This window comes from Granulicella sibirica, from assembly GCF_004115155.1.
In the GTDB taxonomy this organism is placed as follows: domain Bacteria; phylum Acidobacteriota; class Terriglobia; order Terriglobales; family Acidobacteriaceae; genus Edaphobacter; species Edaphobacter sibiricus.
The window spans coordinates 2361042-2386620 of the sequence record NZ_RDSM01000001.1 but is presented as its reverse complement, the minus strand read 5'-3'; the positions used below and the strand labels follow the sequence as shown (position 1 = coordinate 2386620).

16 protein-coding genes are annotated in these 25579 nt (G+C 62.6%); 10 read left to right on the top strand and 6 right to left on the bottom strand.

Going from position 1 to position 25579, the window contains the following annotated elements; all coding sequences use genetic code 11:
- Positions 1 to 16: 16 nt before the first annotated feature.
- Entirely contained in the window at positions 17 to 3553 is a 3537-nt protein-coding gene (locus GRAN_RS09925) for an efflux RND transporter permease subunit (RefSeq protein WP_128912714.1), read from the top strand.
- A gap of 4 nt (positions 3554 to 3557) precedes the next feature.
- Here the strand turns inward: GRAN_RS09925 and GRAN_RS09920 are convergent, their stop codons facing one another.
- Both GRAN_RS09920 and GRAN_RS09915 read right to left on the bottom strand, forming a co-directional pair.
- Complete coding sequence (locus tag GRAN_RS09920; RefSeq protein WP_128912713.1) at positions 3558 to 5030, bottom strand: ABC transporter permease; 1473 nt, start codon at positions 5028 to 5030, stop codon at positions 3558 to 3560.
- On the bottom strand, positions 5027 to 5344 hold the full coding sequence (locus GRAN_RS09915) for a PadR family transcriptional regulator (protein WP_128912712.1): 318 nt from the start codon (positions 5342 to 5344) through the stop codon (positions 5027 to 5029). Before GRAN_RS09915 ends, GRAN_RS09920 begins: the two co-directional genes overlap by 4 nt.
- Before the next feature lie 89 nt (positions 5345 to 5433).
- Here GRAN_RS09915 and GRAN_RS09910 point away from each other — a divergent pair, with 89 nt between their 5' ends.
- From GRAN_RS09910 to GRAN_RS09895, 4 genes are all read left to right on the top strand, one after another.
- On the top strand, positions 5434 to 6213 hold the full coding sequence (locus GRAN_RS09910; RefSeq protein ID WP_128912711.1) for an ABC transporter ATP-binding protein: 780 nt from the start codon (positions 5434 to 5436) through the stop codon (positions 6211 to 6213).
- Positions 6206 to 7987: a hypothetical protein gene (locus tag GRAN_RS09905; RefSeq protein ID WP_128912710.1), complete on the top strand. Its 1782-nt coding sequence runs from the start codon at positions 6206 to 6208 to the stop codon at positions 7985 to 7987. Before GRAN_RS09910 ends, GRAN_RS09905 begins: the two co-directional genes overlap by 8 nt.
- Before the next feature lie 136 nt (positions 7988 to 8123).
- A complete protein-coding gene (locus GRAN_RS09900) occupies positions 8124 to 8549 on the top strand; it encodes a hypothetical protein (protein WP_128912709.1) in 426 nt (141 codons plus the stop codon).
- A gap of 89 nt (positions 8550 to 8638) precedes the next feature.
- Positions 8639 to 9907 carry a dipeptidase gene (locus GRAN_RS09895; RefSeq protein ID WP_241654443.1) on the top strand — a complete coding sequence of 423 codons (1269 nt, stop codon included), beginning with the start codon at positions 8639 to 8641 and terminating at the stop codon, positions 9905 to 9907.
- Between the two features lie 120 nt (positions 9908 to 10027).
- On the opposite strand, the gene GRAN_RS09890 is transcribed toward GRAN_RS09895, so the two are convergent.
- A complete protein-coding gene (locus GRAN_RS09890) occupies positions 10028 to 11518 on the bottom strand; it encodes a methyl-accepting chemotaxis protein (RefSeq protein WP_128912708.1) in 1491 nt (496 codons plus the stop codon).
- 240 nt (positions 11519 to 11758) lie between these two features.
- Here GRAN_RS09890 and GRAN_RS09885 point away from each other — a divergent pair, with 240 nt between their 5' ends.
- From GRAN_RS09885 to GRAN_RS09865, 5 genes are read left to right on the top strand one after another with little or no spacing between them, the layout of a single operon-like run.
- Positions 11759 to 12100 (top strand): PadR family transcriptional regulator, encoded by a 342-nt coding sequence (locus GRAN_RS09885; RefSeq protein ID WP_128912707.1) that lies wholly within the window; start codon positions 11759 to 11761, stop codon positions 12098 to 12100.
- On the top strand, positions 12097 to 14880 hold the full coding sequence (locus tag GRAN_RS09880; protein WP_128912706.1) for an ABC transporter permease: 2784 nt from the start codon (positions 12097 to 12099) through the stop codon (positions 14878 to 14880). The genes GRAN_RS09885 and GRAN_RS09880 overlap by 4 nt, the downstream gene beginning before the upstream one ends.
- 53 nt (positions 14881 to 14933) lie before the next feature.
- The gene (locus GRAN_RS09875; protein WP_128912705.1) at positions 14934 to 17729 is read left to right on the top strand and encodes an ABC transporter permease; all 2796 of its coding nucleotides are present in this window, start codon (positions 14934 to 14936) and stop codon (positions 17727 to 17729) included.
- Positions 17730 to 17751: 22 nt separating this feature from the next.
- Entirely contained in the window at positions 17752 to 19122 is a 1371-nt protein-coding gene (locus GRAN_RS09870; RefSeq protein ID WP_241654442.1) for an ArnT family glycosyltransferase, read from the top strand.
- The gene (locus GRAN_RS09865; protein ID WP_128912704.1) at positions 19119 to 20162 is read left to right on the top strand and encodes an NAD-dependent epimerase/dehydratase family protein; all 1044 of its coding nucleotides are present in this window, start codon (positions 19119 to 19121) and stop codon (positions 20160 to 20162) included. Before GRAN_RS09870 ends, GRAN_RS09865 begins: the two co-directional genes overlap by 4 nt.
- Positions 20163 to 20192: 30 nt before the next feature.
- Here GRAN_RS09865 and GRAN_RS09860 read toward each other — a convergent pair whose 3' ends face one another.
- The 3 genes from GRAN_RS09860 to GRAN_RS09850 all read right to left on the bottom strand — a co-directional run bounded on the left by GRAN_RS09860 (position 20193) and on the right by GRAN_RS09850 (position 24839).
- Positions 20193 to 20978, bottom strand: coding sequence for a hypothetical protein (locus GRAN_RS09860; protein ID WP_128912703.1), 786 nt, complete (start codon positions 20976 to 20978; stop codon positions 20193 to 20195).
- Entirely contained in the window at positions 20975 to 21316 is a 342-nt protein-coding gene (locus GRAN_RS09855) for a PadR family transcriptional regulator (protein ID WP_128912702.1), read from the bottom strand. Before GRAN_RS09855 ends, GRAN_RS09860 begins: the two co-directional genes overlap by 4 nt.
- 118 nt (positions 21317 to 21434) lie before the next feature.
- Positions 21435 to 24839, bottom strand: a complete 3405-nt coding sequence (locus tag GRAN_RS09850) for a TonB-dependent receptor (RefSeq protein WP_479680601.1) — start codon at positions 24837 to 24839, stop codon at positions 21435 to 21437.
- Positions 24840 to 25579: the final 740 nt, after the last annotated feature.

Genomic DNA, 25579 nt, shown 5'->3' with positions numbered 1-25579 from the left:
CATGGAAAGCACAAGCATGAGCGACAGACCACAACCCGGCGACAAGACCCCCACCGAGTCCATACAGCCCGGCGACGTCGAGAAGTTTCTCGCGCAGGAGCCCGGTCTGCGCGGCGGTGACCAGGCTCCCGACGAATACATCCGAGCCGGAGACCGCGAGAAGATGTCCGGCCCTCAGCCTCCGGAAGACGCCGGCGGCGTCCACTTCTCTGCCCCTTTCATCAATCGCCCGGTAGCAACCTTCCTGCTCTCCTTCGCTGTCCTCCTGGCCGGAGCCGTAGCCTACACGCTCCTCCCAGTGGCTTCTCTGCCCCAGGTAGAGTTCCCCACCATCTCGGTCGGAGCCTCGCTCCCCGGCGGCGATCCCGAGACGATGGCCTCCGCCGTCGCCACCCCGCTCGAACGCCAGTTCTCAAAGATCGCCGGCATCACCCAGATGACCTCCGTCTCCTCCGCCGGCTCGGCAAACATCACCATGCAGTTCGACCTCAGCCGCGAGGTCAACGGAGCCGCCCGCGACGTGCAGGCCGCCATCAACGCCGCCCGCAGCCAGCTCCCGGCGAACCTCCCGTCAAACCCGAGCTACCGCAAGATCAATCCGTCCGACGCGCCCATCCTCATCCTCGCGCTCACCTCCGACACCCTCAAGATTCCGCAGCTCTACGACGCCTCCGACTCCATCCTCGCCCAGAAGATCGCCCAGGTGAACGGTGTCGGCCAGGTCTTCACCGGCGGCAGCGCGAAGCCCGCCGTACGCATCGAAGCCGATCCTAACCTGCTCACCAGCTACGGCATCGGCATCGAAGCCCTGCGCGCCGCCATCGGTCAGGTCAACGTCCTCCAGCCCACCGGCTATCTCACCAGCAACGACCAGCGCTACAGCGTCAGCACCAGCGACCAGCTCTTTGGAGCCGCCGCCTACGCCCCGCTCATCGTCGCCACCAACCGCGGCCCCGTCAGTTCAGCCTCCGCAAGCTCAGGCCTCCCCGCATCGGTTTCAAGCGCCGTCTCGTCCTCCTCCGCCCAGTCTGCACCCGGTTCGACCGGCTCGAGCATCTCCTCCGGCTCGACCACAAGCTCAGCCACCGCGACATCAACCTCCGCAGCCACGCCGACCGGCGGTGCCACCGCCGCCGTAGGCTCCGCAGCGTCGGGCGACGTTCGCGGCGTCGTTCGCATCCGCGATGTCGCCAAGGTTTCGGACGGCGTCGAAGACATCCACACGGGCGGCCTCATCAACGGCACGCCAGCCATCCTCGTCATCGTCACCAAGTCGCCCGGCGCCAACGTCATCGAGACCGTCGATAACGTCCTCGCGATGCTCCCCACGCTGCGTGCCTCCATCTCCCCGGCCATCAAGCTCCAGGTCGCTCTCGACCGCACCACCACCATCCGCGCGTCCGTCAAGGACGTCACTCGCACCCTCATCATCTCTATCCTGCTCGTCATCCTCGTCGTCTTCCTCTTCCTCCGCGAGGTCCGCTCCACCCTCATCCCCAGCGTGTCCGTGCCGCTCAGCATCCTCGGCACATGCGGCGTGATGTACCTGCTCGGCTACTCGCTCGATAACCTCTCGCTGATGGCCCTCACCATCTCCACCGGCTTTGTCGTCGACGACGCCATCGTCGTCATCGAGAACATCAGCCGCCACCTCGAGATGGGTCTCTCGCCCTACGACGCCGCCATGGTCGGCTCCAAAGAGATCGGCTTCACTGTCCTCTCCATGAGCACCTCGCTCATCGCCGTCTTCATCCCCATCCTGCTCATGGGTGGCATTGTCGGCCGGCTCTTCCGTGAGTTCGCCGTCACCCTCTCGGCGGCCATCATGGTCTCGCTCGTCGTCTCGCTCACCACCACGCCCATGCTGAGCGCGAAGTTCCTTCAGTCCCACGCGGCGAACAAGCACGGCCGCGTCTACTACATGGGCGAGCGCATCCTCGACTGGTTCACTGGCGAGTACGAGCGCGGTCTGAAGTGGGTTCTGCGTCATCAGCGCATCGTCATGCTGATCACCATCGCAACCTTCGCGCTCAATATCTATCTCTTCATCCTCGTCCCCAAAGGCTTCTTCCCTCAGCAGGACACGGGGCGTATCGGTGGACAGATCCGCGCCCAGCAGGACGTCTCCTTCGACTCCATGAAGGAGAAGATGATGGAGCTGTCGAACATCGTCAAGAAGGATCGCGGCGTACAGAACGTCATGAGCTTCGTCGGCGGCGGTGGTGGGGGCGGCGGCTCGAACACGGCCAATATGTTCATGTCGCTCAAGCCCGACGAAGAGCGTCAAAAGAACGGCGACACCGCCGAGGCCATCATTACCAGGCTCCGTCCCAAGATCAATGCCATCCCCGGCGCTCAGCTTCTCCTCCAGTCTCAGCAGGAGCTCAACATCGGCGGACGCCAGAGCGCGACGCAATACCAATACTCGCTCACGGCCGACAGCGTCGAGGATCTCAATGAGTGGTCCCCCAGGCTCATGGCAAAGATGACGACCATGCCCGAGCTAAAGGACGTCGCCACCGACCAGATGCAGAACGGCCTTCGCGCTCAGCTCGTCATTGATCGCGATACCGCGAGCCGCCTCGGCGTCTCCGCGCTCGCCGTCGATTCAACCCTCTCCGACGCCTTCGGCCAGGCCCAGGTCTCCACGACCTACATGCCGCTCAACCAGTACCACGTGGTCATGGAAGCCGCGCAGGAGTTCCAACAGAACCCCGACGCCCTCCGCAAGATCTTCGTCAAGAGCACTACCGGCGCGATGATCCCGCTCAGCGCCGTCACGCACTACGAAGAGCAGCGCATTCCCCTGCAGGTCAACCACCAGGGTCAGAGCCCCGCCGCCACGCTCAGTTTCAATCTCACCCCGGGGTACTCGCTCAGCCAGGCCACCCAGGCCATCGAAGCAGGCCGCGCCGAGATCCAAATGCCCTCCACCATCCACGGCGGTTTCCAGGGCACCGCGCAGGCCTTCCAGGCGTCGCTCTCAAGCGAGCCGGTCCTCATCCTGCTCGCGCTCGTCGCCGTCTACATCGTCCTCGGCATCCTCTACGAGAGCTTCATCCACCCGCTGACGATCCTTTCAACTCTTCCCTCAGCCGGCGTCGGCGCGCTCGTCGCGCTTCTTCTCATGAAGGTCGACCTCAGCGTCATCGCCATGATCGGCATCATCCTGCTCATCGGCATCGTGAAGAAGAACGCCATCATGATGATCGACTTCGCCCTCGTCGCCGAACGCGAAGAAGGCAAGACCCCCGAAGAGGCCATCTACCAGGCCTGCCTCATGCGCTTCCGTCCCATCATGATGACGACCATGGCGGCGCTCCTCGGAGGCCTTCCCCTCGCCCTCGGCACCGGCACCGGTTCCGAACTCCGCCGCCCGCTCGGCATCACCATCGTCGGCGGCCTCATCGTCTCGCAGGCCCTTACCCTCTTCACCACGCCGGTCGTCTATCTCTTCTTCGATCGTGTCCGTGGGCGCGCCGGAAAACTATTCGGCAGCAGAAAACCGAAGACGATCGACGCCCACCACGCCGTTCCTGTAGCCGGCGACTAGCTCCTCAAGCAGCCTCAAAGAAGAGGCTGCTCCACGACGGATCAAGATGCAGCCACCGCTGCGTCCCGCACCAGCTCGTCGGCAGTTCAGGCACATGCAGCAAACCATGCCCGCCCACGCAGATCAGCTCCGTGCCATTCCACGCGAGGAAGTTTCGCGAAGGCTGTCCCACCCGCGCCGGACAGGTCAGCTTGCCCAGGCAAACCGGGCACCTCTGCCTCTGATCCCGCAGCGTCCACCGCAGCGCGAACAATGTCGCCGAAAAAGAAACCACAAGCTGTACATATTCCGGTGCTGACGGACTTGACCACGCCACCGCATACGTCAGATCCATCGACCCGAAGTAGATCGCCGGAAGCGCCATCGCGATCTTCGCCCCCAGAAACAGCCATCGCCGCACCGCCGTCGTCCACGGCAGGCTCGTCGGACGAACTGGATAATCACCCAGGGAAAGCGAGGTCGTAGCAGGCAGTGCCAGCAAAGCCAGAAAAACCGTGAACAGGAAGATCTGCATCGTCGCCAGTGGAGGCGAAGACAGCGTCGTGCAGTCGTAATCGACTGCCCCGTCCACCACGGGCACCGACATCTGCCACCTCGACTGATTCAACAACGCCGGATCGCTCCGCGGCTCAAGACTCCCGATCAAATACACCGGAGTCGAGTCCGCCAACCCGTCAGCAATCCCCGATGGCAACAGGAGCCACGCATCGAATCTCTGCCCCGCCGGAGCAGCCTCATCCGGCACAACCCCACCCAGCCGTACCCGTTGAAGGCCAAGCTTCACCGTAGCCCCAACCACGCTCGTACTCGCCCCGAAAACCCTCCGCCAGGTAGACTCACTCAACATCAGCAGCGGCTCATCCGAGGCGCTACTCTGCCGAAACCAGACCCGGACGCCCAGCACATCCAGAAAATTCGCACTCGCCCGCCCCACGCTCAGCACCGGAGACATCCCCTCCGCGATATGCAAAGGCCGGCTGACCGGCTGATAAAACGCCAGGTCCGTGAACAGATGCTGCGGCCGCTGCTGAAGCGATCGCACCGCACCAAGCGCCACCGTAGCCACCGGCCTCACTTTCGAGGATGCAGCCGGCGCAATCGTCACGATATGCGCCGCCCCCCGATACATCGGCAGACGCATCGCCCGCGTCACTCCCGGCAGAACATGCGCCAGCCCGATCGAAATCAGCGCGATCAAGCTAAGCGCAACGCAACAAGCCACCGCCGACCCCGAAGCCTTCACCGACGGACGATGCTCCCGCAAACACCGCGCATCCTCAACCGCCCCACGGCAGAACGCAGCAATCTCACCATGCCGTGCAACGAAGGCCGCCTGCTCCTGAGCCGCCTCCCACACATACCAGAGCTCGGAGACCCACTCCGCAACCCACTCCGCCCTCCGCCCACGCGGAACCCCAAGCGCAACTAAGCGCAGCGCGCATCCGTACATCGGCAGCAGAACAGGGCGTCGGTTCATACGAGCTTCACCTCATCCGCCGCTGTCATCTTCTCGAGCAGCGGATACCGCTTCAGCAGCGGCCCGATCACCGACCGCCCCTCCTTCGTCACCTTGTAGTACTTCCGCGCCGGCCTCTGCTCTTTCTCCGCGATCGCCTGCCGCTCCCACTCCGACCGGATCAGCGTATCGCGCTCCAGCCGCCGCAGCGCCGGGTACACCGTCCCGCTCGGCAGCCCCGTACGCTCCATGATGCTGAATCCATACATGCTTCCCGTATCGATTGACTGGAGAATCATGGCTGCGGTATGCGAGAGCTTGATATCGGACGGCATGAACGGGATTGTACCTATGTAGATCGCTACTTGACTAGCATTTAGTAGAATGCTACATAGGGTGAAGGCGATCATCAGGAGACACGCTCATGCTCTCGATCCAGCACCTCACGAAACGCTACCGTGGCATCCCTGCCATCGACGATGTCAGCTTCGACGTCGCACCCGGCGAGATCGTCGGCTATCTCGGCCCCAACGGCTCCGGCAAGTCCACCACCGTCAAGATCATCACCGGTATCCTCGAACCCAGCGCCGGCCGCGTCCTCTTTGATGGCCGCGATATCCGCGAAGACATGACCAGCTTCCGCGCCGGGCTCGGCTACGTTCCCGAAGAGGCCCACGTCTACACCCACCTCTCCGGCCTCGAATACCTCCAGCTCGTAGGCCGTCTCCGCGGCATGCAGGAAAAACCCCTCGAAGCCAAGGGAACCCGCCTCCTCGAACTCCTCGGCCTCCAGTCCTGGCGACACTCCCCCATCACGGCCTACTCGAAGGGAATGAAGCAGCGCGTCCTCATCGCCGCCGCCCTCCTCCACGATCCACGCCTCCTCATCTTCGACGAGCCCCTCTCCGGCCTCGACGTCGTCTCCGCCCGCCTCTTCAAAGACCTCCTCGTCGAGCTCTCCGCCCAGGGCAAGACCGTGCTCTACATCTCGCACGTCCTCGAAGTCGTCGAGCAGGTCTGCGACCGCGTCATCGTCATCGCCAAGGGAAAGATCCTCGCCGACGCCCCACCCGGCGACCTCACCCGCATGATGCATCTCCCAAGCCTCGAGCGCGTCTTCGCCGAACTCGTCCAGCAGCAGGACACCAAGGCTGTTGCCAGGGATCTCGTAGCCGCCATGGCCGTGGGAGCCATCCATGGTTAATCTCCGGCGCTTCCAACAAAGCATCCAGGAAAGCTCCCAGAACGTCCAGGTCCTTTCGCTCAACGTGCAGGCCAACATGGTCCACGCCGAGCGCCCTCGGAGCCAGTTCGAGATCATGGTCCGCCATCTCTTCGACCGCATGCTCAATAACGAAGCCTTCGGCGAAGAAGCCGCCACCCGCATGACCCAGCTCGCCCTGGCGATCGCGCTTCCCGGAGTCCTCGTCGCGCTCTTCCTCTTTGCCGCTTATCACCAGCCCAATCACCACACGCGCGACCTCTGGTCCCAGACCGCCGACCACATGTTCTACGTCACCTATGCTTTCGTCATCATGGGCATGGCCATCGTCTTCCAGTGGGAGATGCTCTTCCCCGACCTGCTCGACGTCTACGTCCTCACCAGTCTCCCCATCCCGCGCCTCCGCCTTCTCCTCGGTCGCATCACCGCGTTAGCCATCTTCCTCGGCCTCGTGCAGATCGAAACCAGCGGCCTCGGCAACATCTTCTTCCCCGGCGTCGCCGACCTCAAAACCGGCTTCTTCCGCCACGTCTTCGCACACGCTGCCGGAGTCACCATGGCCGGCCTCTTTGCCGCAACGTTCTTCATCGCGCTGCAGGGCCTCCTCGTCTGCCTCCCCGCCCGCATCTCCGCGAAGGTCTCCTCCACCGTCAAGATCGCCTCCATCATCGCCCTCCTCACCGTCCTCTTCCTCTTCCCCCTCGTAGCCCACTCCGTTGAAAAACTCCTCGCGATGCAGTCCACTGCGGTCCATTGGTACCCGCCCTTCTGGTTTCTCGGCATCTACGAGACCGTCCTCTACGGCCGCACCGCGCTCCCCATCTTCCACCAATTAGCCCGCACCGGCCTCACCGTCACAGCAGCCCTGGCGACCATCGGAGCCCTCCTCTACCCCCTCGCCTACACCCGCCGCGTCCGCCAGCTTATCGAAGGCGCCGGCATCCAGAAAGGTTCTAACTCCTTCGCAAAACTCCTCCACCATCTCCTCCACGCCACCATCCTCCGCACCCCACGCGCACGAGCCATCTTCCACTTCGCCGCCCAGACCCTCGCGCGCCTCCAGCGCCTTCACCTCTATCTCGCCATGTACGCCGGTGCAGGCCTCGCCTTCGTCCTCTCCGGCCTCACCCTCTTTCAAACCGACGGCGACCGCCTCCACGTAGTCGTCTCCCCCAACGGAGTCCGCATCGCCATCCCCGTTCTCGCATTCTGGATCATTGCCGGCCTCCGCACCGCCCTTCAATCACCCTTGGGGACGAAAGGAAGCTGGATCTTCCGCGTCATCGGGGGCCAGCCAGCGCAGGAAGAACTCCGCGCCACCGAACTCCTGGTCGACGTCATCTCCCTAACCCTCACCCTCGCAGCAGTACTAATCCTGCACTTCATCGCCCCACCCGAGATGCGAACGCCCCTCGCCGCCGCCGCGCAGGTCGTCCTCGCCATCGGCCTCTGCCTCCTGCTCACCGATCTAGCCTTCCTCTTCACCCGTTCGCTCCCGTTCACCATCGCCCGCAAGCGTTCCACCCGCGAACTACCCATCACCCTCGTCCAGTACTTCGTCCTCTTCCCCTTCTTCTGCCTCAAGGTCGTTGAGAACGAACCATGGATCGAAGCCAGCCCCGTTCACTTGCTCAAGACAGCCATCTTCTTCGCCATAGCCCACGCCACCTTGCGCTGGGTCCGCACCTTGGTTCTCCGCAGCGAGGAACCAGCCGACGAGGGCATCTTCCTGGGCCTTGGTCTCCGCGAACAGTAGCGACACCCACTCACTTGAGCCGCCACAATAAGAATCCGGAGCGCCCTGTTTTTGTGGCATTCTTATCAGTACAGTTCCGGGCATCGAGCCATCCCTGCCGAACTGATTCCCTCCTCCTTTCAGGAACACGCCCTCAATGGTCCCGCTTCGAGAAATCTCGACCGACACCAGCCTGATCGCCTTTGTCCTCGGCGTTCCCACCGTCATCGCCACCTACTACCAGGCATGGAAGGCGCGGCGCGAGGCCCAGCAGGCGCGCGAAGGGCTCGTCTACAGCAAGAACTGTCTCGAGTTCATCACCGACGACGGACACTCCGTCAACCTCGTCCCTCTCGAAACTCTTCACACCCTTCCCAAGCCCGGCGATATCGTCCTTCTTCCCGGCTCAGGCGAGGGCTATCACGGCGGACCGCACATGGGAGCCTATCGCGTCGGACGCATCGAGCATATCTACGGCCGTGTCGAGGGCAAGCACGCCGACCCCAAGCAGGCACGCCTCATCAAGGCTGTCGCCCACGTCCAGGGGCTCCTTGAAGAAGTCCAGTACGACAAGTCTGCCTAGCCCACCCAGGTATTACCGCTGCGTTACACTGACCTCTCACCGGCCCCAAAATCCAAGCAAGCGGCTCCCCGCGCCGCGAGAGGTCACACTTGTCCCAGAAACTCCGCACCGCCGCCGTCTTGACTGCCCTCGCCCTTCCCTTCGCCGCCCATCTTGAAGCCCAGACCCCCCGCACCAGGCCCGTCACCCAGGCCGAGGTCGACCGCATCACCCGCGACGCCATCCTCATCGACACCCACGACGACGTCACCTCCAAGACCGTCACCGGCTACGACATCGCCAAGCCCAACAAGGGCGGCCAGACCGATCTCCCCCGCATGAAGGGCTTCCTCGGAGCCGAGTTCTTCGCCGTCTACGTCGGGGCCGAGTACGTCAAGGATAACCACTCCGCCAATCGCACCCTCGAGATGATCGACACCGTCCGCACCGACATCATCCACAACCATCCCAACGACTTCGTCTTCGCCACCACCGCCGACGACATCATCAAGGCGCACAAGGAACACAAGATCGCCGCCCTCATGGGCATCGAAGGTGGCCACGCCATCGAGGATTCGCTCCGCCTCCTGCGCGACTACTACGCCCTCGGCATCCGCTACATGACCCTCACGCACTTCAACACCAACAACTGGGCCGACTCCCAGGGCGACGTCGACAACAAGGACGTCCCGAAGCACAACGGCCTCACCCCCTTCGGCAAGGACGTCGTCCGCGAGATGAACCGCCTCGGCATGATGGTCGACATCTCCCACGTCGCCGACAAGACCTTCTACGACGCCCTCGAAACAAGCAGCGCCCCCATCATCGCCTCGCACTCAAGCTGCCGTGCTATCTCCAGCCATACCCGCAACATGACCGACGACATGATCAAGGCGCTCGCCGCCAAGGGCGGAGTCATCCAGATCAGCTTCGGCTGCGACTTCCTCTCCGAGCGCTACTACGAAGCCGCCAAGCCCCTTATGGCCGAGCTCCGCCCCAAATTCATGGAAGCCATGAAGATCGCCGACCCAACCGAACGCGACGCCGCCATCGAGAAACTTGAGGCCGATGCCGCAGCCAAGGTCCCGCCCGCAACCCTTGCCGACGTCGTAGCCCACATCGACCACGCCGTAAAAGTAGGCGGCATTGACCACGTAGGCATCGGCACCGACTTCGACGGCGTGGGTTGCGTCCCATCCGACCTCGACTCCTACGACAAGTTCCCAGCACTAACCCGTGCTCTCCTTGAAAAGGGGTACAGCGCCGAAGACATCAAGAAGATCTATGGCGGCAATCTTCTCCGCGTCATGCACGCCGTCGAGCAGCAAGCCGTAGCCCTGAAGAACACCCCACCCATCGAAACTGTCTACAAGAAGTAGCCTGTTCGGAAAAGTAGCCCGCTCGGCCATCGTTCTTGCCGTTGCTTCTTCGGTTGTCATTCCCGAAGGGAATCTGCGTCTTCTGTTGCACTTGCAGTCGCAAGTTCTCGCGAAGCAACCTTACCGAGCCATAGCCGGACGGAACGCCCCCGCATACCCGCCACCCATGGCAAGCGAAGACGATGCCCCATCCACCATCACCCGCAGCCGCCCAACGATATCCCGCATAGCCTCCGCCTGCGCGTTGAGTTCTTCAGCCGCCGCCGCGCTCTCCTCGGCGTTTGCCGCCCCGCTCTGCGTCACCTGCTCCATCTGGATAATCGCCCGGCTGATCTGATCGATCCCCCGCGACTGCTCCACGCTTCCCAGGTTGATCTCATCCACCAGTGCCTTGATCTTCGAAGCCTCGGCCGTCACCCCCCTGATCGCCAGGGCAACCTGGTCCACCTTCGCCCGTCCATCGCTCGACCGCAGAATGGAGTCCTCGATCAGCCCAGCCGTATCCTTCGCCGCCTGCGCGCACCGCTGCGCCAGGCTCCGAACTTCATCCGCCACCACCGCGAATCCCATGCCTGCTTCACCCGCCCGCGCCGCTTCGACCGCGGCGTTCAGCGCAAGAATGTTCGTCTGGAACGCGATCTCATCGATCACCTTCATGATCTTCGAGATCTTCTGGCTCGACTCGTTGATCCCCTCCATCGCCCCAACCATCTCGGCAAGCGACTCGTTCGTCTTCTGAAAGCTCTCCTGCGAATGCGTCACGATCTCGGCCGTCGTCCGCGAACTCTCCGTCGTGCGCCTCGCCATCGAGTTGATCTCCGCGCTCGCGCTCGACGTCTCTTCGATCGTCGCAGCCTGCTCCGACGCGCCCTGCGCCATCGACTGGCTCGAAGACGCCACCTGACCCGCCGCCGAGGCAATCTGCACCGACGCCTCCGCAAGCTCACTCACGCTTCCCCGCAGGTAATGGTTGATCCCTTTCACCACCACGATCAGCACCACGCCCATCGCACCCGACATCATCAGCAGGAACCCCGTCGTCCATCGGTTGCCGTCGATCGCAGCCTCGGCCGCGGTCGAGTCGTTCGATAGGTTCTGTTCCTGCGACTTCAACACACGCGACGCAGCCGCCTTCTGCCTCTTCTGCGCTGGCAAAAGCATATCGCTGTACACAGCGAGCATTGCGGGCATGTCGCCAGCCATCGCGGCCTTGTATACCGCCTGATCCGCTTCGCGCATGACACCCAGAGACTCCTGCATCTCGCCGAGGCTCTGCTTGTCCCCGGGCTTGGCGATCAGGGGCATGATCTCGCGCAGCGACGCCTGCATATCGTCCGCCGTCGCGTTGAACTGCTGATAGTAGTTATCGATCGCCGTCTTATCCTTGGCAAATCCACGCACCTCGATCCCGCGGGTCTCCGCCAGCAGATCCGAAGCGTCTCGATCCATCTCGTGCGCCAGCGTCTGCTTTCTTACTGTGCGCAGCACGACCGTGTGCATGCGATCGCCCACGCTCGACATCGTGAAGAAGGCCGTAAGCCCCTGCACAAACGTGAAGGCGACGAGAATACCGACACCGAGAAAAAGCTTCTTGCCTATCGTGAACGACATTTTCTTTGAACTCCGAAACGACCCGAGGGCGGTGAAAGAAAGTCGCGGCCGTCGCCGCAAAATAGCCGGGAACAGCGTCAGCAGCTTCTATCGGCGGCGAAAACTAAAGATTCAGTGATCGTCCTCCCCCATTCGGCCCATCTCAACCTGTCCGGGCAGTCTCAGGACACGGGAAAATTTTCTCCTTGACGGACTAGGAGAGCCACGCGACACTTCTCCTAGACGATCAAGGAGAGTCGCATGGCAAGGCAGGTCGACCTCATCCAGGGAACGCTCGAGATGCTCATCCTCAAGGCCGTCTCCCTCGGCAAACTGCACGGCTACGGAGTTCTGCTTCGCATTCAGCAGATCAGCGGCGAGCAGCTCGTCATCCAGCAGGGCTCCCTCTACCCCGCGCTCTACCGCCTCGAACACGAGGGAGCCATATCCAGCGAGTGGGGCGAAAGCGAAAACAACCGCCGCGCCAAGTACTACACCCTCACGCCCGCAGGCCGAAAACAGCTCATCGCAGAAACCGAGCGCTGGAACCAGATGGCCGGCATTATCGCCGCCATTCTTCGCATGCAGGAGGCGCAGTCATGAGCACAGCCCTTACGCGGTTCCGTGCCAAGGCTAAATCCTGGCTTCGCGCCGTCACCAGCCCGCACCGCCTCGATACCGACATGGAAGCCGAACTCAACTTCCACCTCGAAGCTCGCGCCGCCGATCTCATCCGCGAGCGTGGCCTCACCGAACGCGAAGCCCATCGCCAGGCACGCCTGGAATTCGGCGGCATCGCCACCCACAAGGACGATATGCGCCGCTCCCTCGGACTCCGCTGGGGTGACGAGCTCCTCGCCGACGTCGTCTACGGAGCCCGCATCCTCCGCAAGAGCCCCGGCTTCACCGCCATCGCCGTAGGCTCACTCGCCCTCGCCATCGGAGCCAACACCACCATCTTTTCCCTCGCCAACGAGCTTCTCTACGCCCGCCTCGGTGTTCCCCACCCCGAAGAACTCCGCGTCCTCGCAGCCGCGGGCGACAAGAACGTTTCCATCCACTCCAGTTGGGGAAGCAACTACTTCATCCCCAACGGCGAGATGCGCTTCGACGAGTTCACTTACCCGGTTTACCAGCAGCTTAAGCAGGAGAACAAAGTCCTCGGCGAGATCTTTGCTTACAAGGAGAGCATCCGCGCCAACGTCACCGTCGATGGTGCCGCCCAGGCCGTCCAGCTCGAAATGGTCTCCGGCAACCTCTATGAACAGATGGGCGTACACCCGATCCTCGGCCGCGAGATCGTCAATACCGACGATGCCGTTCCCGGCTCCGGCGCGGTCGCCATCATCAGCTACGGCTTCTGGCAGCGGGCCCTTGCAGGCCGCCCGGACGCCGTCGGCAAGGTAATCGCCGTCAACACCACACCCGTCACCGTCATCGGCGTCAACCCGCGCTCCTTCACCGGTGCCCGCGACGCCCAGAGCTCTCCCGAGATCTTCATGCCCCTCTCGACGATCCCCGTCGTCAAAGGGACGCTCGGCTCCCACGACTCCCTCCTCGAGAGCAAAGACCTCTGGTGGGTCCAACTGATGGCCCGCTCCAAACCGGGAGTCTCCATCGAGCAGGCCCGCGCCGCCCTCGACGTCAACTTCCACGCAGCCGTCCGGGCTACCGACCCACCCAAAAAGAACGACACGATGCCCCACATTCTCGTCGAGGACGGAAGCCGCGGCCTCAACGTCGCCGGCCGCCAGTACGCCCAACCCATGTACGTCCTGCTCGGCTTCGTCGGCCTCGTCCTACTGCTCGCCTGCGCCAATATCGCGAACCTCATGCTCGCCCGCGCCTCCGTCCGTCAGCGCGAGATGGGCGTCCGTCTCGCCCTCGGGGCAAATCGCAGCCGCATCCTTCGCCAGGTCCTCACCGAAAGCCTCATGCTCGCGCTCATGGGCGGAGCCGTCGGCCTGCTGCTCTCCTGGTTCAGCCGCACCGCCCTGCCCCGTCTCCTCGCCAGCGCCTGGGAGCCCAACGCCGTCCAGGTTCCCTTTGACGGACGCGTCTTCGCCTTCACCGCCACCGTCACCCTCCTGACCGGAATCCTCTTCGGCATCGGACCCGCCTGGGGATCCACCCGCGCCGAGATCGGCACCGCCCTCAAGGAAGGCGGCAAGTCCGCCACCCGCCGCCGCAAAGGCCTTTCGGGAAGCGCCATCGTCGCGTTCCAGGTCGCCCTCTCCACCCTTCTCGTCGCCGGAGCGGGCTTATTCCTCCGCACCCTCATCAACCTCAACGCCGTCGACCCCGGCTTCCGCACCGATCACCTCGTCCTCATGGACATCAACCCTCCCGAAAAGCAATACAAAGCCCCCAAGGATGTAGCCCTCCACGAGCGTCTCGAAGACACCCTCCGCACCGTCCCCGGAGTCGAAGGCGTCACCCTCTCCGACATCCCCTTCATCGCCAACTCCCGCGCGAACTCAACCTTCTTCGTCGAGGGAACTCCCAAGGCAGCCCACCAGCGCGGCGAAGACACAAACTCCCTGCTCGCCACCGTTGGCCCCGACTTCCTCTCCGTCATGGGCATCCCCCTCGTCTCCGGACGCTCCTTCACCGCCCAGGACAACGAGACCTCACCCCGCGTGGCTCTCGTCAACCAGGCCCTCGTCAAAAAGTTCTTCCCCAACCAAGACCCCATCGGCAAGCGCTTCTACATCGACGACCGCGATCCCAAGGAACGTCTCTGGCTCACCATCATCGGTATCTGCGCCGACACCCACTACGCCGAGCTCAAGGGAGACCCGCCCCCCATCCACTTCGACCTCTACCGCCAGAACAAAGAGGTTGGCGGCGTCACCTACATGATCCGCACCCCCATGAAGCCCGAGGCCATCGTGCAAAGCGTCCGCGCCGCCGTCCAGCGCATCGACCCCAACCTGCCCCTCATCGACGTCCGCACTCAGAAGCAGCAGATCGACGCCACCATGCAGCAGGAGCGCATGTTCGCAACCCTCACCTCCGGCTTCGGCGTCCTCGCGCTCGCGCTCGCCTGCGTCGGAATCTACGGCATCATGGCCTATACCGTCTCCCAGCGCACCAACGAGATCGGAATCCGCCTTGCCCTCGGGGCCCGCCGCAGCCAGGTCCGCGTCATGGTCCTCCGCGAGGCCGGCTGGCTCTCCCTCTTCGGCATCGTCGCCGGGTTAGCCGTCGCGCTCGCCCTCGGCAAGCTCGTCAAATCCATGCTCTATGGCCTTCAGCCAAACGACCCGTTCTCCCTCACCGCCTCCGCGCTCCTCCTGCTGGCGGTCGCCCTCGTCGCCGGCCTCGTCCCCGCCATCCGAGCCTCCCGTGTCGAACCTATGCAGGCCCTCCGCCACGAGTAGCACCACCTCGCGTCTCCAACCAAACCAATGAGCTACCCCATACAGGTGCAACCATGACACCCCTCGGAAGGCTGGCAGCAAAAACAAGATCCTGGCTCCGCTCTATCGCGAACCCCCGCCGGATCGATGCCGACATGAACGCCGAAGTCGCCTTTCACCTCGAAGCCCGCGCCACCGACCTCATGCGCGAACACGGCCTCACCGAAGCCGAAGCCCGCCGCCGGGCTCGCCTCGAGTTCGGCGGTATCGCCACCCACAAGGACGGCATGCGCCACTCCCTCGGCCTCCGCTTATGGGATGAGCTCCTCGCCGATATCGTCTACGGGGCCCGCATCCTCCGCAAGAGCCCCGGCTTCACCGCCATCGCCGTAGGCTCCCTTGCCCTCGCCATCGGGGCCAACACCACCATCTTCTCCCTCGCCAACGAGATGCTCTACACCCGCCTCGCCGTTCCCCATCCCGAACAGTTGCAGCTTGTAGCCTGGAGCGGCGGCCATAACGTCATCGCTCACAGCAACTGGGGAAGCCAGTATCCCAACGGAACCGGCGGCATCCTGAGTGAGAGCTTCACCTTCCCCATCTACGAGCAGATGCGTCGCGACAACCGCGCTCTCGAAGACATCTTCGCCTTCAAGGACATGAGCCGCGTCAACGCCACCGTCGACGGCAATGCCCAGCCCATCTCCGTCGAGTTCGTCACCGGCAACATGTACGCCCAGATGGACACCCGTCCGCAACTCGGACGTCCCATCGAGGACACCGACGACATCCTCGGGTCCGCCGGCGTCGCCGTCATCAGCGAAGGCTTCTGGGAGCGAGCCTATGGACGCTCCCCGGACGCCATCGGCAAGGTCATCTCGCTCGACTCGAACCCCGTCACCATCATCGGCGTCAACGCCAGCGGCTTCACCGGCGCGAAATCCGTTCAGTCCTCGCCCGAAGTCTTCCTTCCGATGTCGTTAATGCCTCTCCTCCGTCCCGAAGTAGGGAACAACGGACCGATACTCACCAGCACCAGGCTCTGGTGGGTCCAGATGATGGGTCGCCTCAAACCCGGTGCATCGGCCGAACAGGCCCGGGCCGCCCTCGACGTCTCCTTTAACGCCGCCGCCCGCGCCACCGTCACCATCGCCAAGGGCGACCAAATCCCCAACATCCTGCTCGAAGACGGAAGCAGGGGCATGAACGCCAGCGGCCGCAGCTACGCCAAACCCATGTACGTCCTCCTGACCATGGTCGGCCTCGTCCTTCTCCTCGCTTGCGCCAACACCGCCAACCTCCTGCTCGCCCGCGCCGCCGCTCGCCATCGCGAGATGACCGTACGCCTCGCCCTCGGAGCCAGCCGCTGGCGCGTCCTCCGCCAGGTCATCACCGAAAGCCTGATGCTCTCAGCCCTCGGTGGCGTCTGCGGCCTTATCCTCGGCTACCTCGGCCGCAACACCCTCCCCAGACTCCTCGTCAACGCCTGGGAGCGCAACGACCTCAACGTCCCCTTCGACTGGCGCGTCTTCGGCTTCACCGCCTCCGTCACCATCCTCACCGGTCTGCTCTTCGGCCTCTTCCCCGCCTGGGCCGCCACCCGCGCCAACGTGAGCGCAGGCCTCAAGGACACCGCCAACACCTCGACAAAACGCCGCAAAGGCTGGAGCGGACGAGCCATCGTCGCCTTCCAGCTAGCCTTATCCACCCTCCTAGTCGTAGCCTCCGGCCTCTTCCTCCGCTCCCTCGTCAAGCTCAACTCCGTCGATGCTGGCTTCCGCACCGACCACCTCATCCTCTTCGAGATCAACCCGCCCGACCGCCGCTACGTCGCCGGGAAGGACATTACCCTTCACAACCAGATCGAGGATCGCCTCGCGACTATCCCCGGAGTCGAAGGTGTCGTTCTCTCCGATATCCCTCTCATCTCTGAAAGCGGATCCAACTCCACCCTCTTCCCCGAGGGCGCCGACGCAAATCTGAGCGCTCACGCGACCGAAAGCAACACCGCGAACCTCGCCGACGTCAGCCAGAACTACATCCCTGTCATGGGCATCCCGATGATCGCCGGGCGCGGCTTCGAATCCCGCGACACCGAGACCTCGCAGCCGGTCTCGGTCATCAACCAGGCCCTCGCAAAAAAGTTCTTCCCGAACGTAAACCCCATCGGCCGCCACTTCCTTCTCGACCGCCATCGTCGCAGCAAAGACACGGGCCCCAAGGAGAGATGGATCGAGGTCATCGGCATCTGCGCCGACTTCCACTACTCCAGCCTTCGCCGCGAGCCGCCGCCCGTTCACTTCGACCTCTACCGCCAGCAACCCGTAGTCGGCGGCATGGTCTATATGGTCCGCACCCGGATGGACCCGGACGCCATCGTCCCCAGCCTCCGCGCCGCCATCCAGGCCATCGACCCCGACCTACCCATGATGAACGTCCGCACCCAGCAGCAGCAGATCGACGCCACCATGCAGCAAGAGAGAATGTTCGCCACCCTCACCTCAGGCTTCGGCATCCTCGCGCTTGCCCTCGCCTGTGTCGGCATCTACGGCATCATGGCCTACAGCGTCTCCCAACGCACCAACGAGATCGGCATCCGCCTCGCCCTCGGAGCCCGTCGCAACCAGGTCCGCGTCATGGTCCTCCGCGAAGCCGGCTGGCTCTCCCTCCTCGGCGTAGTCGCCGGTTTAGCGGTAGCCATCGCCCTCGGCAAGCTCGTCAAATCGATGCTCTACGGCCTGCAACCCAACGACCCGCTCTCCCTCGCCGGCTCCGCTCTTCTCCTCGTCACCGTAGCCCTCGTAGCCGGATGGGTCCCAGCCGTCCGCGCCTCCCGCGTAGAACCCATGCAAGCCCTGCGTCACGAGTGAAGCCACGAATAGAATTGGAGGAATGGACGAAACCCCATCGAGAGGCAAAGCCCTGGCCGCCTTCCTCCGCGGCGACGGAGCCGAATCCCGCCTCCCCTCGCGCATGTTCTGGACCGGCTTCCTCATCCGCCTCCTCTACATGACCCTCGCGCACGGCTACCGCATGCGCCTCATCCACGACCACTTCGAGTTCGGCTGGGAGATGGGCCGCATCGCCCGAGCCCTCGCCACCGGCTACGGCTTCGCCGACCCCTTCACCGGACACAGCGGCCCCACCGCCTGGTGCCCACCCCTCTACCCCCTCCTCATCGCGGCCTCCTTCAAGCTATTCGGCGTCTACACCGCCCTCTCTTCCTGGGCCATCCTCGCCGTCAACTGCATCTTCTCCGCCGCCACCGCCCCCATCATCTACAAAATCTCCATCCGCACCTTCGGCCGCGACGAACGTGGACGAAGCATCGCCCTCTGGTCCGGCTGGCTCTGGGCTCTCTATCCCGCCGCCATGCAATACGCCGTCCGCTGGATCTGGGACATGTCTATCACCGCCTTCTTCTTCGCCTGGGTCATCCTCCTCGCCCTCAAAGTCCGCGGCATAGGCGACCCCGAATCCTCCAATCCCAACCGCCCCCAAAGCTGGATCCTCTTCGGAACCGCATGGGGCATCATCTCCCTCCTCAACAGCTCCCTCCTCCTCGCCCTTCCCGCCTTCTGCCTCTGGATGGCCTGGGACAACCTCCGCGTCCCCCGCCGGATCCCCATCGCCCTTCGCGACATCACCCTCGCCGCCCTCGCCTGCCTCGCCCTCATGACCCCGTGGGTCATCCGCAACGCCTACGCCCTCCACGCCTTCGTCCCCCTCCGCGCCAACTTCGGCGCCGAGCTCTGCGAATCCGTCGAGCCCTGGAACCAAGGCTTCCCCTGGGGAGCTACCGTCCCCATCTACGAGAGCGACCCCGCCTTCCAGCGCTACGCACGACTCGGCGAGGTAAACTACAGCAAGCAGCAGGGCCTCCGCGCGAACCAGATCATCCGCGCCAACCCCAGGCGCTTCGTCGGACACGTCCTGCAGCGCGTCTACTTCTTCTGGAGCAGCGTGCCCCATCCCATCGAAAAAAGCGTCGCCACCGAGGTCATCCGCGAGCTGAACTTCGGCTTCCTCAGCGTCAGCAGCCTCCTCGGCCTCGCCCTCGCCCTCCGCAACCGAATCCCCGGCGCGTGGCTCTTCTTCTGGGCCTTCGCCCTCTACCCCGTCCTCTACTACTTCATCACCGTGCAAGCCCGCTTCCGCCACCCGCTCGAACCCCTCATCTGCATCCTGTCCGTCTATCTTTTCCAGTCAGCGGACCGCACCCGAACCTGGTCCTGGCAAAAGTCCCCCAAGAGGTTTGCGTGAAGAAAGTCCTAGTCACCGGAGGCTCCGGATTCTTCGGCGGGGCCCTCAAGCGTCGCCTCCTCACCGAGGGCTACGATGTCGTCAACCTCGACCTCGTCGCCGAGCCCGACCCACCCGCCACCAACCTCAAATCCATCCAGGGCGACATCCGCGACACCGCCCTCGTCGACACCCTCTTCGCCACCGAGCACTTCGACGCCGTCATGCACTGCGCCGCCATGCTCGCCCACGAGAAGATCGCCGACGACGACCTCTGGACCTCGAACGTAGACGGAACCCACATCCTCGCCGAAGCCGCCCGCAAGCATTCGGTGAAACCCTTCGTCTTCATCTCCACCAACTGCCTCTGGGCCCACAACGTAGGCCGCCCCGTCCGCGAAGACGACATCCCCGCCCCCGTCGAGCTCTACGGCCGCTCCAAGCTGGCCGCCGAAGAAGCCCTCAAGCCCTTCGAGAACGACCTCAACATCGTCACCATCCGCTGCCCCACCATCATCGAAGCCGGCCGCCTCGGCCTCCTCGCCATTCTCTTCGAGTTCATCGACGAAGGCCACAAGGTCTGGGTAGTCGGCGACGGAGGCAACCGCTACCAGTTCATCGACGCCCAGGACCTCGCCACCGCCTGCATCGCCTCCGCCAACTACACCCGCTCCGACCTCTTCCACATCGGAGCCGCCAACGTCCCCACCCTCCGCGAGGTCTACCAGGCCATCATCGACGCCGCCGGCACCAAAGCCCGCGTAGCCCAACTCCCCGAAGCCCCCACCATCGCCGCCATGAAGCTCGCCCACAAACTAGGCGTCTCCCCCCTCGGCCCCTACCACTACCGCATGATCGCCGAAGACTTCGAGTTCGACACCACAAGAATCCGCCAGCGCCTCGGCTGGTCACCCACCGTTTCCAACCAGGAAATGATGGTCAAGGCCTACCGCTACTACTCGACCAAGCGCAAAGAGATCGAATCCCGCGCCGGCGAAGTCTCCGCCCACTCCCGAGGAGCCGCCATGGGGGTCATCCGGTTACTCAAATGGGTCTCATAGAGCCGTCGGCTGAAACCGCAATGAGGCCCACTAACCGCGAGCCAAACCGTCTCGATCCGTCCTCCTCCAGCCAAAAGCCAGAGAAAGCGCCACACCCGCCAGCATAGCCACCCACATCCAGATCAAGAGCCGATGAAACTCGATCTCCCGCTTCTCGGAGACGATCAAGCTTTGGCCTGCCAGCACGTAACCACCGTCCGGAAGCCTCTGACCGACCAACGCAATCCGCAAATCCGCAGCCGGCTGCCAGGTGACCTTATCCGTTCCTTTGGCCCGTATCTGAGCGAAGATTCCAGATGGAGGTTGCGGCAGCAATCCCCGAAGTGTCGCATTCCCGGTGACCGCCGCTCCTGAGGAGTCGTAGACCACCGCAAACGGAGTGGAACTCTCAAGCCACGCCTTCGAGCTCAGCTCCATCTTCAATCCACCCAGGAAATCCGTGCCACTCGATCCCTGTGCTATCTGCCGCCGTACGCTGGAAGTGAGTCGTTGCGGCTGCCGGTCGGCCCCGATGCGCAACACATTCTGAAACGTGACAGAAGCCACAAGCAGCAAAAAAGTAAAAAACGTGGCAAACAACGCCGCGTATCCTGGGCGAACCAGGCTCGCTTCGCGCAGATGCTCTCCGATCGCGGCCCGTCCGCCATCCCATGCCAGGGAGAGCCCGAGAAAGAAATCATTCGCCGACCTCGCCCGGTCCAGCCGAACCGCATCCATCATCTGCGCTCCGTAGCGCTCCCGAAACTTCTTCGGATACAGATGCAGCGCCGCTCCGTAGCAACGCAGAAAGAACGCCTCACGGATCTTCATGGTCATGCTCTCACCTCGATCGACCGCACACCCTTCGCCCGCGCCCTCGCGCTCGCCCGCTCCAGCCGAACGGTTTCCAAAGCGAGAGCCCGAACTCCGCCATCAGTCAGTTTGTAAAAGCGTCTCCGAGCGTCTCCGTCTACCCCCGTCTCTTCGACCATGCCGCTCGCCAACAGCCGGTCCAGCGAACCGTAAAGTGTCCCCGGCCCCATCGGCGTGTGTTCTCTTGCCTCCTGCATGATGGCGTACCCATGCTTCTCGCCATCCGCCAACGCCAGCAGAATCGCAAACACGGCTGGCGTAAGCGGCGAAGATTCGTTCGTCTCGGAAGATACCGCGCTCATGCGTTCAATTATATCCACCGCCGATATATCGTCAACAGTAATAATCAAAATCGTCTGAACCGAATTCAGACCACCCCTTCAGACAACCCCTGAGGCACTCGATACCACGGGCTCCCGGTCAGAACTTCAAAATCGCCGCCAGCTGCAGCGACCGTCCGCCCCCTACCCCATTCGCTCCCGTGCCGCTTCCCACAACACCCGTAATCTGCCCAAATGTCGTGCTGGTCAGCGATGCGGATGGGTTGGCAAACTGTGGCGTGTTCGAAAGCTGGAAGGCATCCGCACGAACGTCCAGGGTGAATCCCTCATAAAGACTGAAGGTCTTGAAGAGGGAAAGATTGTCCTGGATAAAGCCCGGCCCGTAGAACGTATTCCGCCCCAGGTTGCCGATCGTCTGCCCCGCGATCAGTGGGCAGGTCACGGTCGTCGGAGTCGCGGTCGCATACCCGGCACATCCGGCCGGCTGCGAGAACTGCGTCGGATCGAACCAGTTGTGTCCGCTCCCGATCCCATGCAGCACGCGGTAGACACCGCTGAGGTTCGCCGTCTGGGTCTCACCGCCGGTATTGATGTTGCCGCCGTTTGCCGTCACCGTAAACGGCGTTCCCGTGACCAGCGAGAGGATCCCGGAGAGCTTCCAGCCTCCGATCGTGTGGGCCAGAATGCCATCATGCAGGAACCTCTTGCCCGGTCCGAACGGAAGCTCATACGTCGCCGACTGCTCGAAATTCAAGCGACGATCGTAGTCGTTCGGAGCGTAGTTCCTCCTCGTCTGCAGGCTGAAGCTGTAGCCGCCGTCGTCGCCGCCCTGGTAGCCAAGTCCCTTGCCCCAGGTGAAGGCGGAGGTTGAGGAAAGTCCGTTGGTCAGCCGCCGGGATATCTGCAGTTGCAGCGACTGATAGTTGCTCGAGTTACCAATGAAGTATTCCGTCGTCCCGGCAGTGCGGCTAAAGCCCGCGACCACGCCCGGGTAGCAGGCCGTCCCGCAGTTCAGACGATCGCCAAGGTTGATATTCTGCGCCGTAGCGATATGCACGCCGTGATTCGCGACATAGGCAAGCTGCATCGAGAACTGCCCAGGCAGAGCCTGCTGGATCGCCATGTTCCAGCTCTCGACATAGGGGTTCTGATAGTTCAGCGGGATGTAGTTATAGGACTGCGAGGTAAGCTGCGCGTTGCCCGTAGCGGTAATAATGCCATTCGAAGGAATGGGAACGGCGACCGGAGCCGGAAAACCAGCCTGGTAGGTAACGATCGCTCCGGCGACGTTGTTCGTGCAGGTATAAACCGCTGCCTGGTAGCCGGAGTTGCATGTGCTGTATTGGTTGTTCGCCCGCACCGGATAGTTATACGCGTAGCTGTTATCCGGGAACGGCGTATAGCTGATGCCGAACCCACCGCGAATCACCGTTCCCTCCGTCGCCCGGTAAGCAAAACCGGTGCGCGGGGCGAAGTAGCCGTAGTGGTTCTTCAGCCCCATATTCGATGGGTTTCCACCCACGCCCGCGAGGACGAGCGTGTTGTTCGTCGGAATGTAGTTCGAGAAGCCCGACGGATGTGCCGGAGTCATCGGAGGATAGATCTCCCAGCGCACGCCATAGTCGACCGTCAGCTTTGAGGTCGCCTGCCACTTATCTCCCGCGAAGGAGAAGATCCACCACGCGCGGAGGTCGGGCGTGAAGGTGTTGATGTCGCGGCCCACCCCGCTCGGAACATCGAGCAGCATGGAGGCCATGTCGTTCGCCGCGTTTGTCGAGCCCCCGGGAATCGAAGTCTGGTTCTCGCCGAACGTAATCACGCCGCGCGGGCTGAAGGTCTGGTCTTGCAGAAGTTCATCCCGGATGCGGCGAAGATCGCCGCCGAACTTGATCGTGTGATTGCCGATGATCTTCGTCCAATGGTTCACGACGTCGATGTTGGTCTCCCCACGAACCCACGGCACGGAGGCGGAATAGCCGATGATGGGCGAACTGAAGCTGCCGAGGCTGATCCCCACCTGGCCGCTCGTAAACGGGTTGATGTTCACACCGGGAATGCCGATGTTCGTCGCGTCGTTCGATCCATAGTCGGTTGGGGTAGCGCTGCTGCGGTAGTGGGCGACGCCGACACGGACTTCGGTCAACAGCGTGGAGGAGAAGGCCCGGTCGTAATTCAGGCCAGTCGAATACGCGTTCTGAATACCCGTTCCCGCGAACGCGCCATTCGCCGGTCCGCCGCCGACAGAGCCGAAAACCGGCGCCTGGAAGACGTTGCTCTTCTGGTAACCGTAGCGGTAGCTGAGGTGGTCTTTCGAGGAAAGCTGGTAGTCGATCTTGGCGTCGTACGTATCCGAGGCCTTCTGGAATGGCAGGGTGGCGAAGTAGTTATTTGAGGGGCTCGAAAGGGTCGTCGCGTTGGTATTGGGAGCAGGAAGAAGCTTCAGCAACGCAATCGAGACAGGGTTCACGCGGCTGTAGGGAATGAGGTTTCCAGCAAAAGGCGTTCTACCCGCTCCGGTAAGCGGGTTACCCGTCGCCGGATCGTAAATCTGGCCCTTGCCCGTGGTCGTGTTCAACAGATCGCTGAGATCGACGAAGCCCGCCGCGTTCGGCGTGTAGTACTTCTGGAACGGAATCGTCATCGTGTTCGCGTTCGCTTCGTGGTCAGAGGTGCGGAAGTAGTCCCCATAAAAGAAAAGCTTGTTCCGGAAGATTGGTCCGCTAATGTTTCCGCCGAAGTAGTTATAGGCGAGGTGACCAACCGAGGAGGCGAAGTAGGAACGCGCGTTCAGGTCGCTGTTCTGCAGATACTCCGAGGCGCTGCCGTGAAACTTGTTGGCACCGGACTTCAGCGTCACATTCGTGACGGCCCCGATAGCGCGCCCAAGCTCGGCTTCAAAGTTGTTCGTCGACACGTCGACGGTCGCAATGGCGTCGGCAGGAGGGATCATGATCTGCAGAAGGCCAGTACGTTCGTCGTCGTCGATGCCTTCGATCTGGTAGCTGTTGCCCATGCGCGGGGTTCCGTTCACCTCGGTCTGGAGCGAGCTCTGGGCGTTGAAGAATTGCGAGTGCTGAAAGCTGGCGGGCGTCGTTCCAGGCACAAGGTTCAGCAGCGATTGGAAGTTGCGGTTGACGCCGATCGGAAGGTTCTCCATCTTCTCGGCTTCCAGCTTGGTGCTGATATCGGCCCGGTCAGTCTGCATCACCGGCACGGTGTCGGTCACGGTGATGGTGTCGGTAACCGCGCCGGGAGAAAGAGAGAAGTCGATGCGGGTGGTGGTGTTCACCACGATGTCCACGCTCGGACGCGTCTCCCGGCTGAAGCCGGCGGCTTCGACGGTAATGGAATAAAGGCCGGGTTGCAGATCCGGGATGCTGTAGTTGCCGCTGTCATTGGTCGTGGCGGTGTGGGGTGTGTTCGTAGCCAGATCCGTCGCAGTGACCTTCGTGTTCGCCACGGACGCTCCGGTCTTATCGTTCACCGTTCCAACCAGGGTCGCCGAAACCGTCTGCGCGAAACTTCTCGAACAAAAAGGGAGCAGCAGGCAGAGTACCGTCGCGACAAGCAGAAGACGATGCGCCTGCTTTGCGACGTGCTGCGAGACAGAAAAGCCAGCTCTCTTTAACCGAGAAAAAGGGAGCGGAAGATTCGGAGTGCTAGCGCGCATGTACCTGCCTCACAAAAGAGAGAAGCCAAGCGCCGCTTGGTCTAAGTGGTCTCGCCACTTATAGATATCCCCGATGCGGCACGTTGACATTGTTTGAAATCAGGCGGACGTTATTCCACGGCGCGGAGTGTTGTCAATATTTTTGTTCGAAGAAAAGGAGAAAACGTTTGCTCCAAAAGTGCAGCCACCAGGTGCCCCCACACCTCGCTTACGCAATGTGCGTCCACTCCCTCGGCCCCGGCTCGAAAAATATTTTCAAAAACGACCCTCATATTTGCCCGCAAAATCGCGTGTCAAGCCCCCGGGAGACATAAACTATTCATTCAAATGGAGATAGCAATGTCCTGCGAGTTACGATCAAACCCGTACAATTAAAGCTGATAGGGAAATCAGGGTCTCAGGATCCCTTTACAACCTCTATCTTCATCTAAGTCCTTTGATAACTAATATTTAGCCGTAACCCTTTTGTTTTGGCATATTTACAGGGACCACCTCCCTGTAGGTGAAGTAGACAAAAGACTTACGCGCGGGCAATGGGGAGGGGGGTGGTACCCAGTGGTACCCCTTAGCGCAGGGTGAGACTCTCCAACACATCCATTGACCTCACCCCGCGA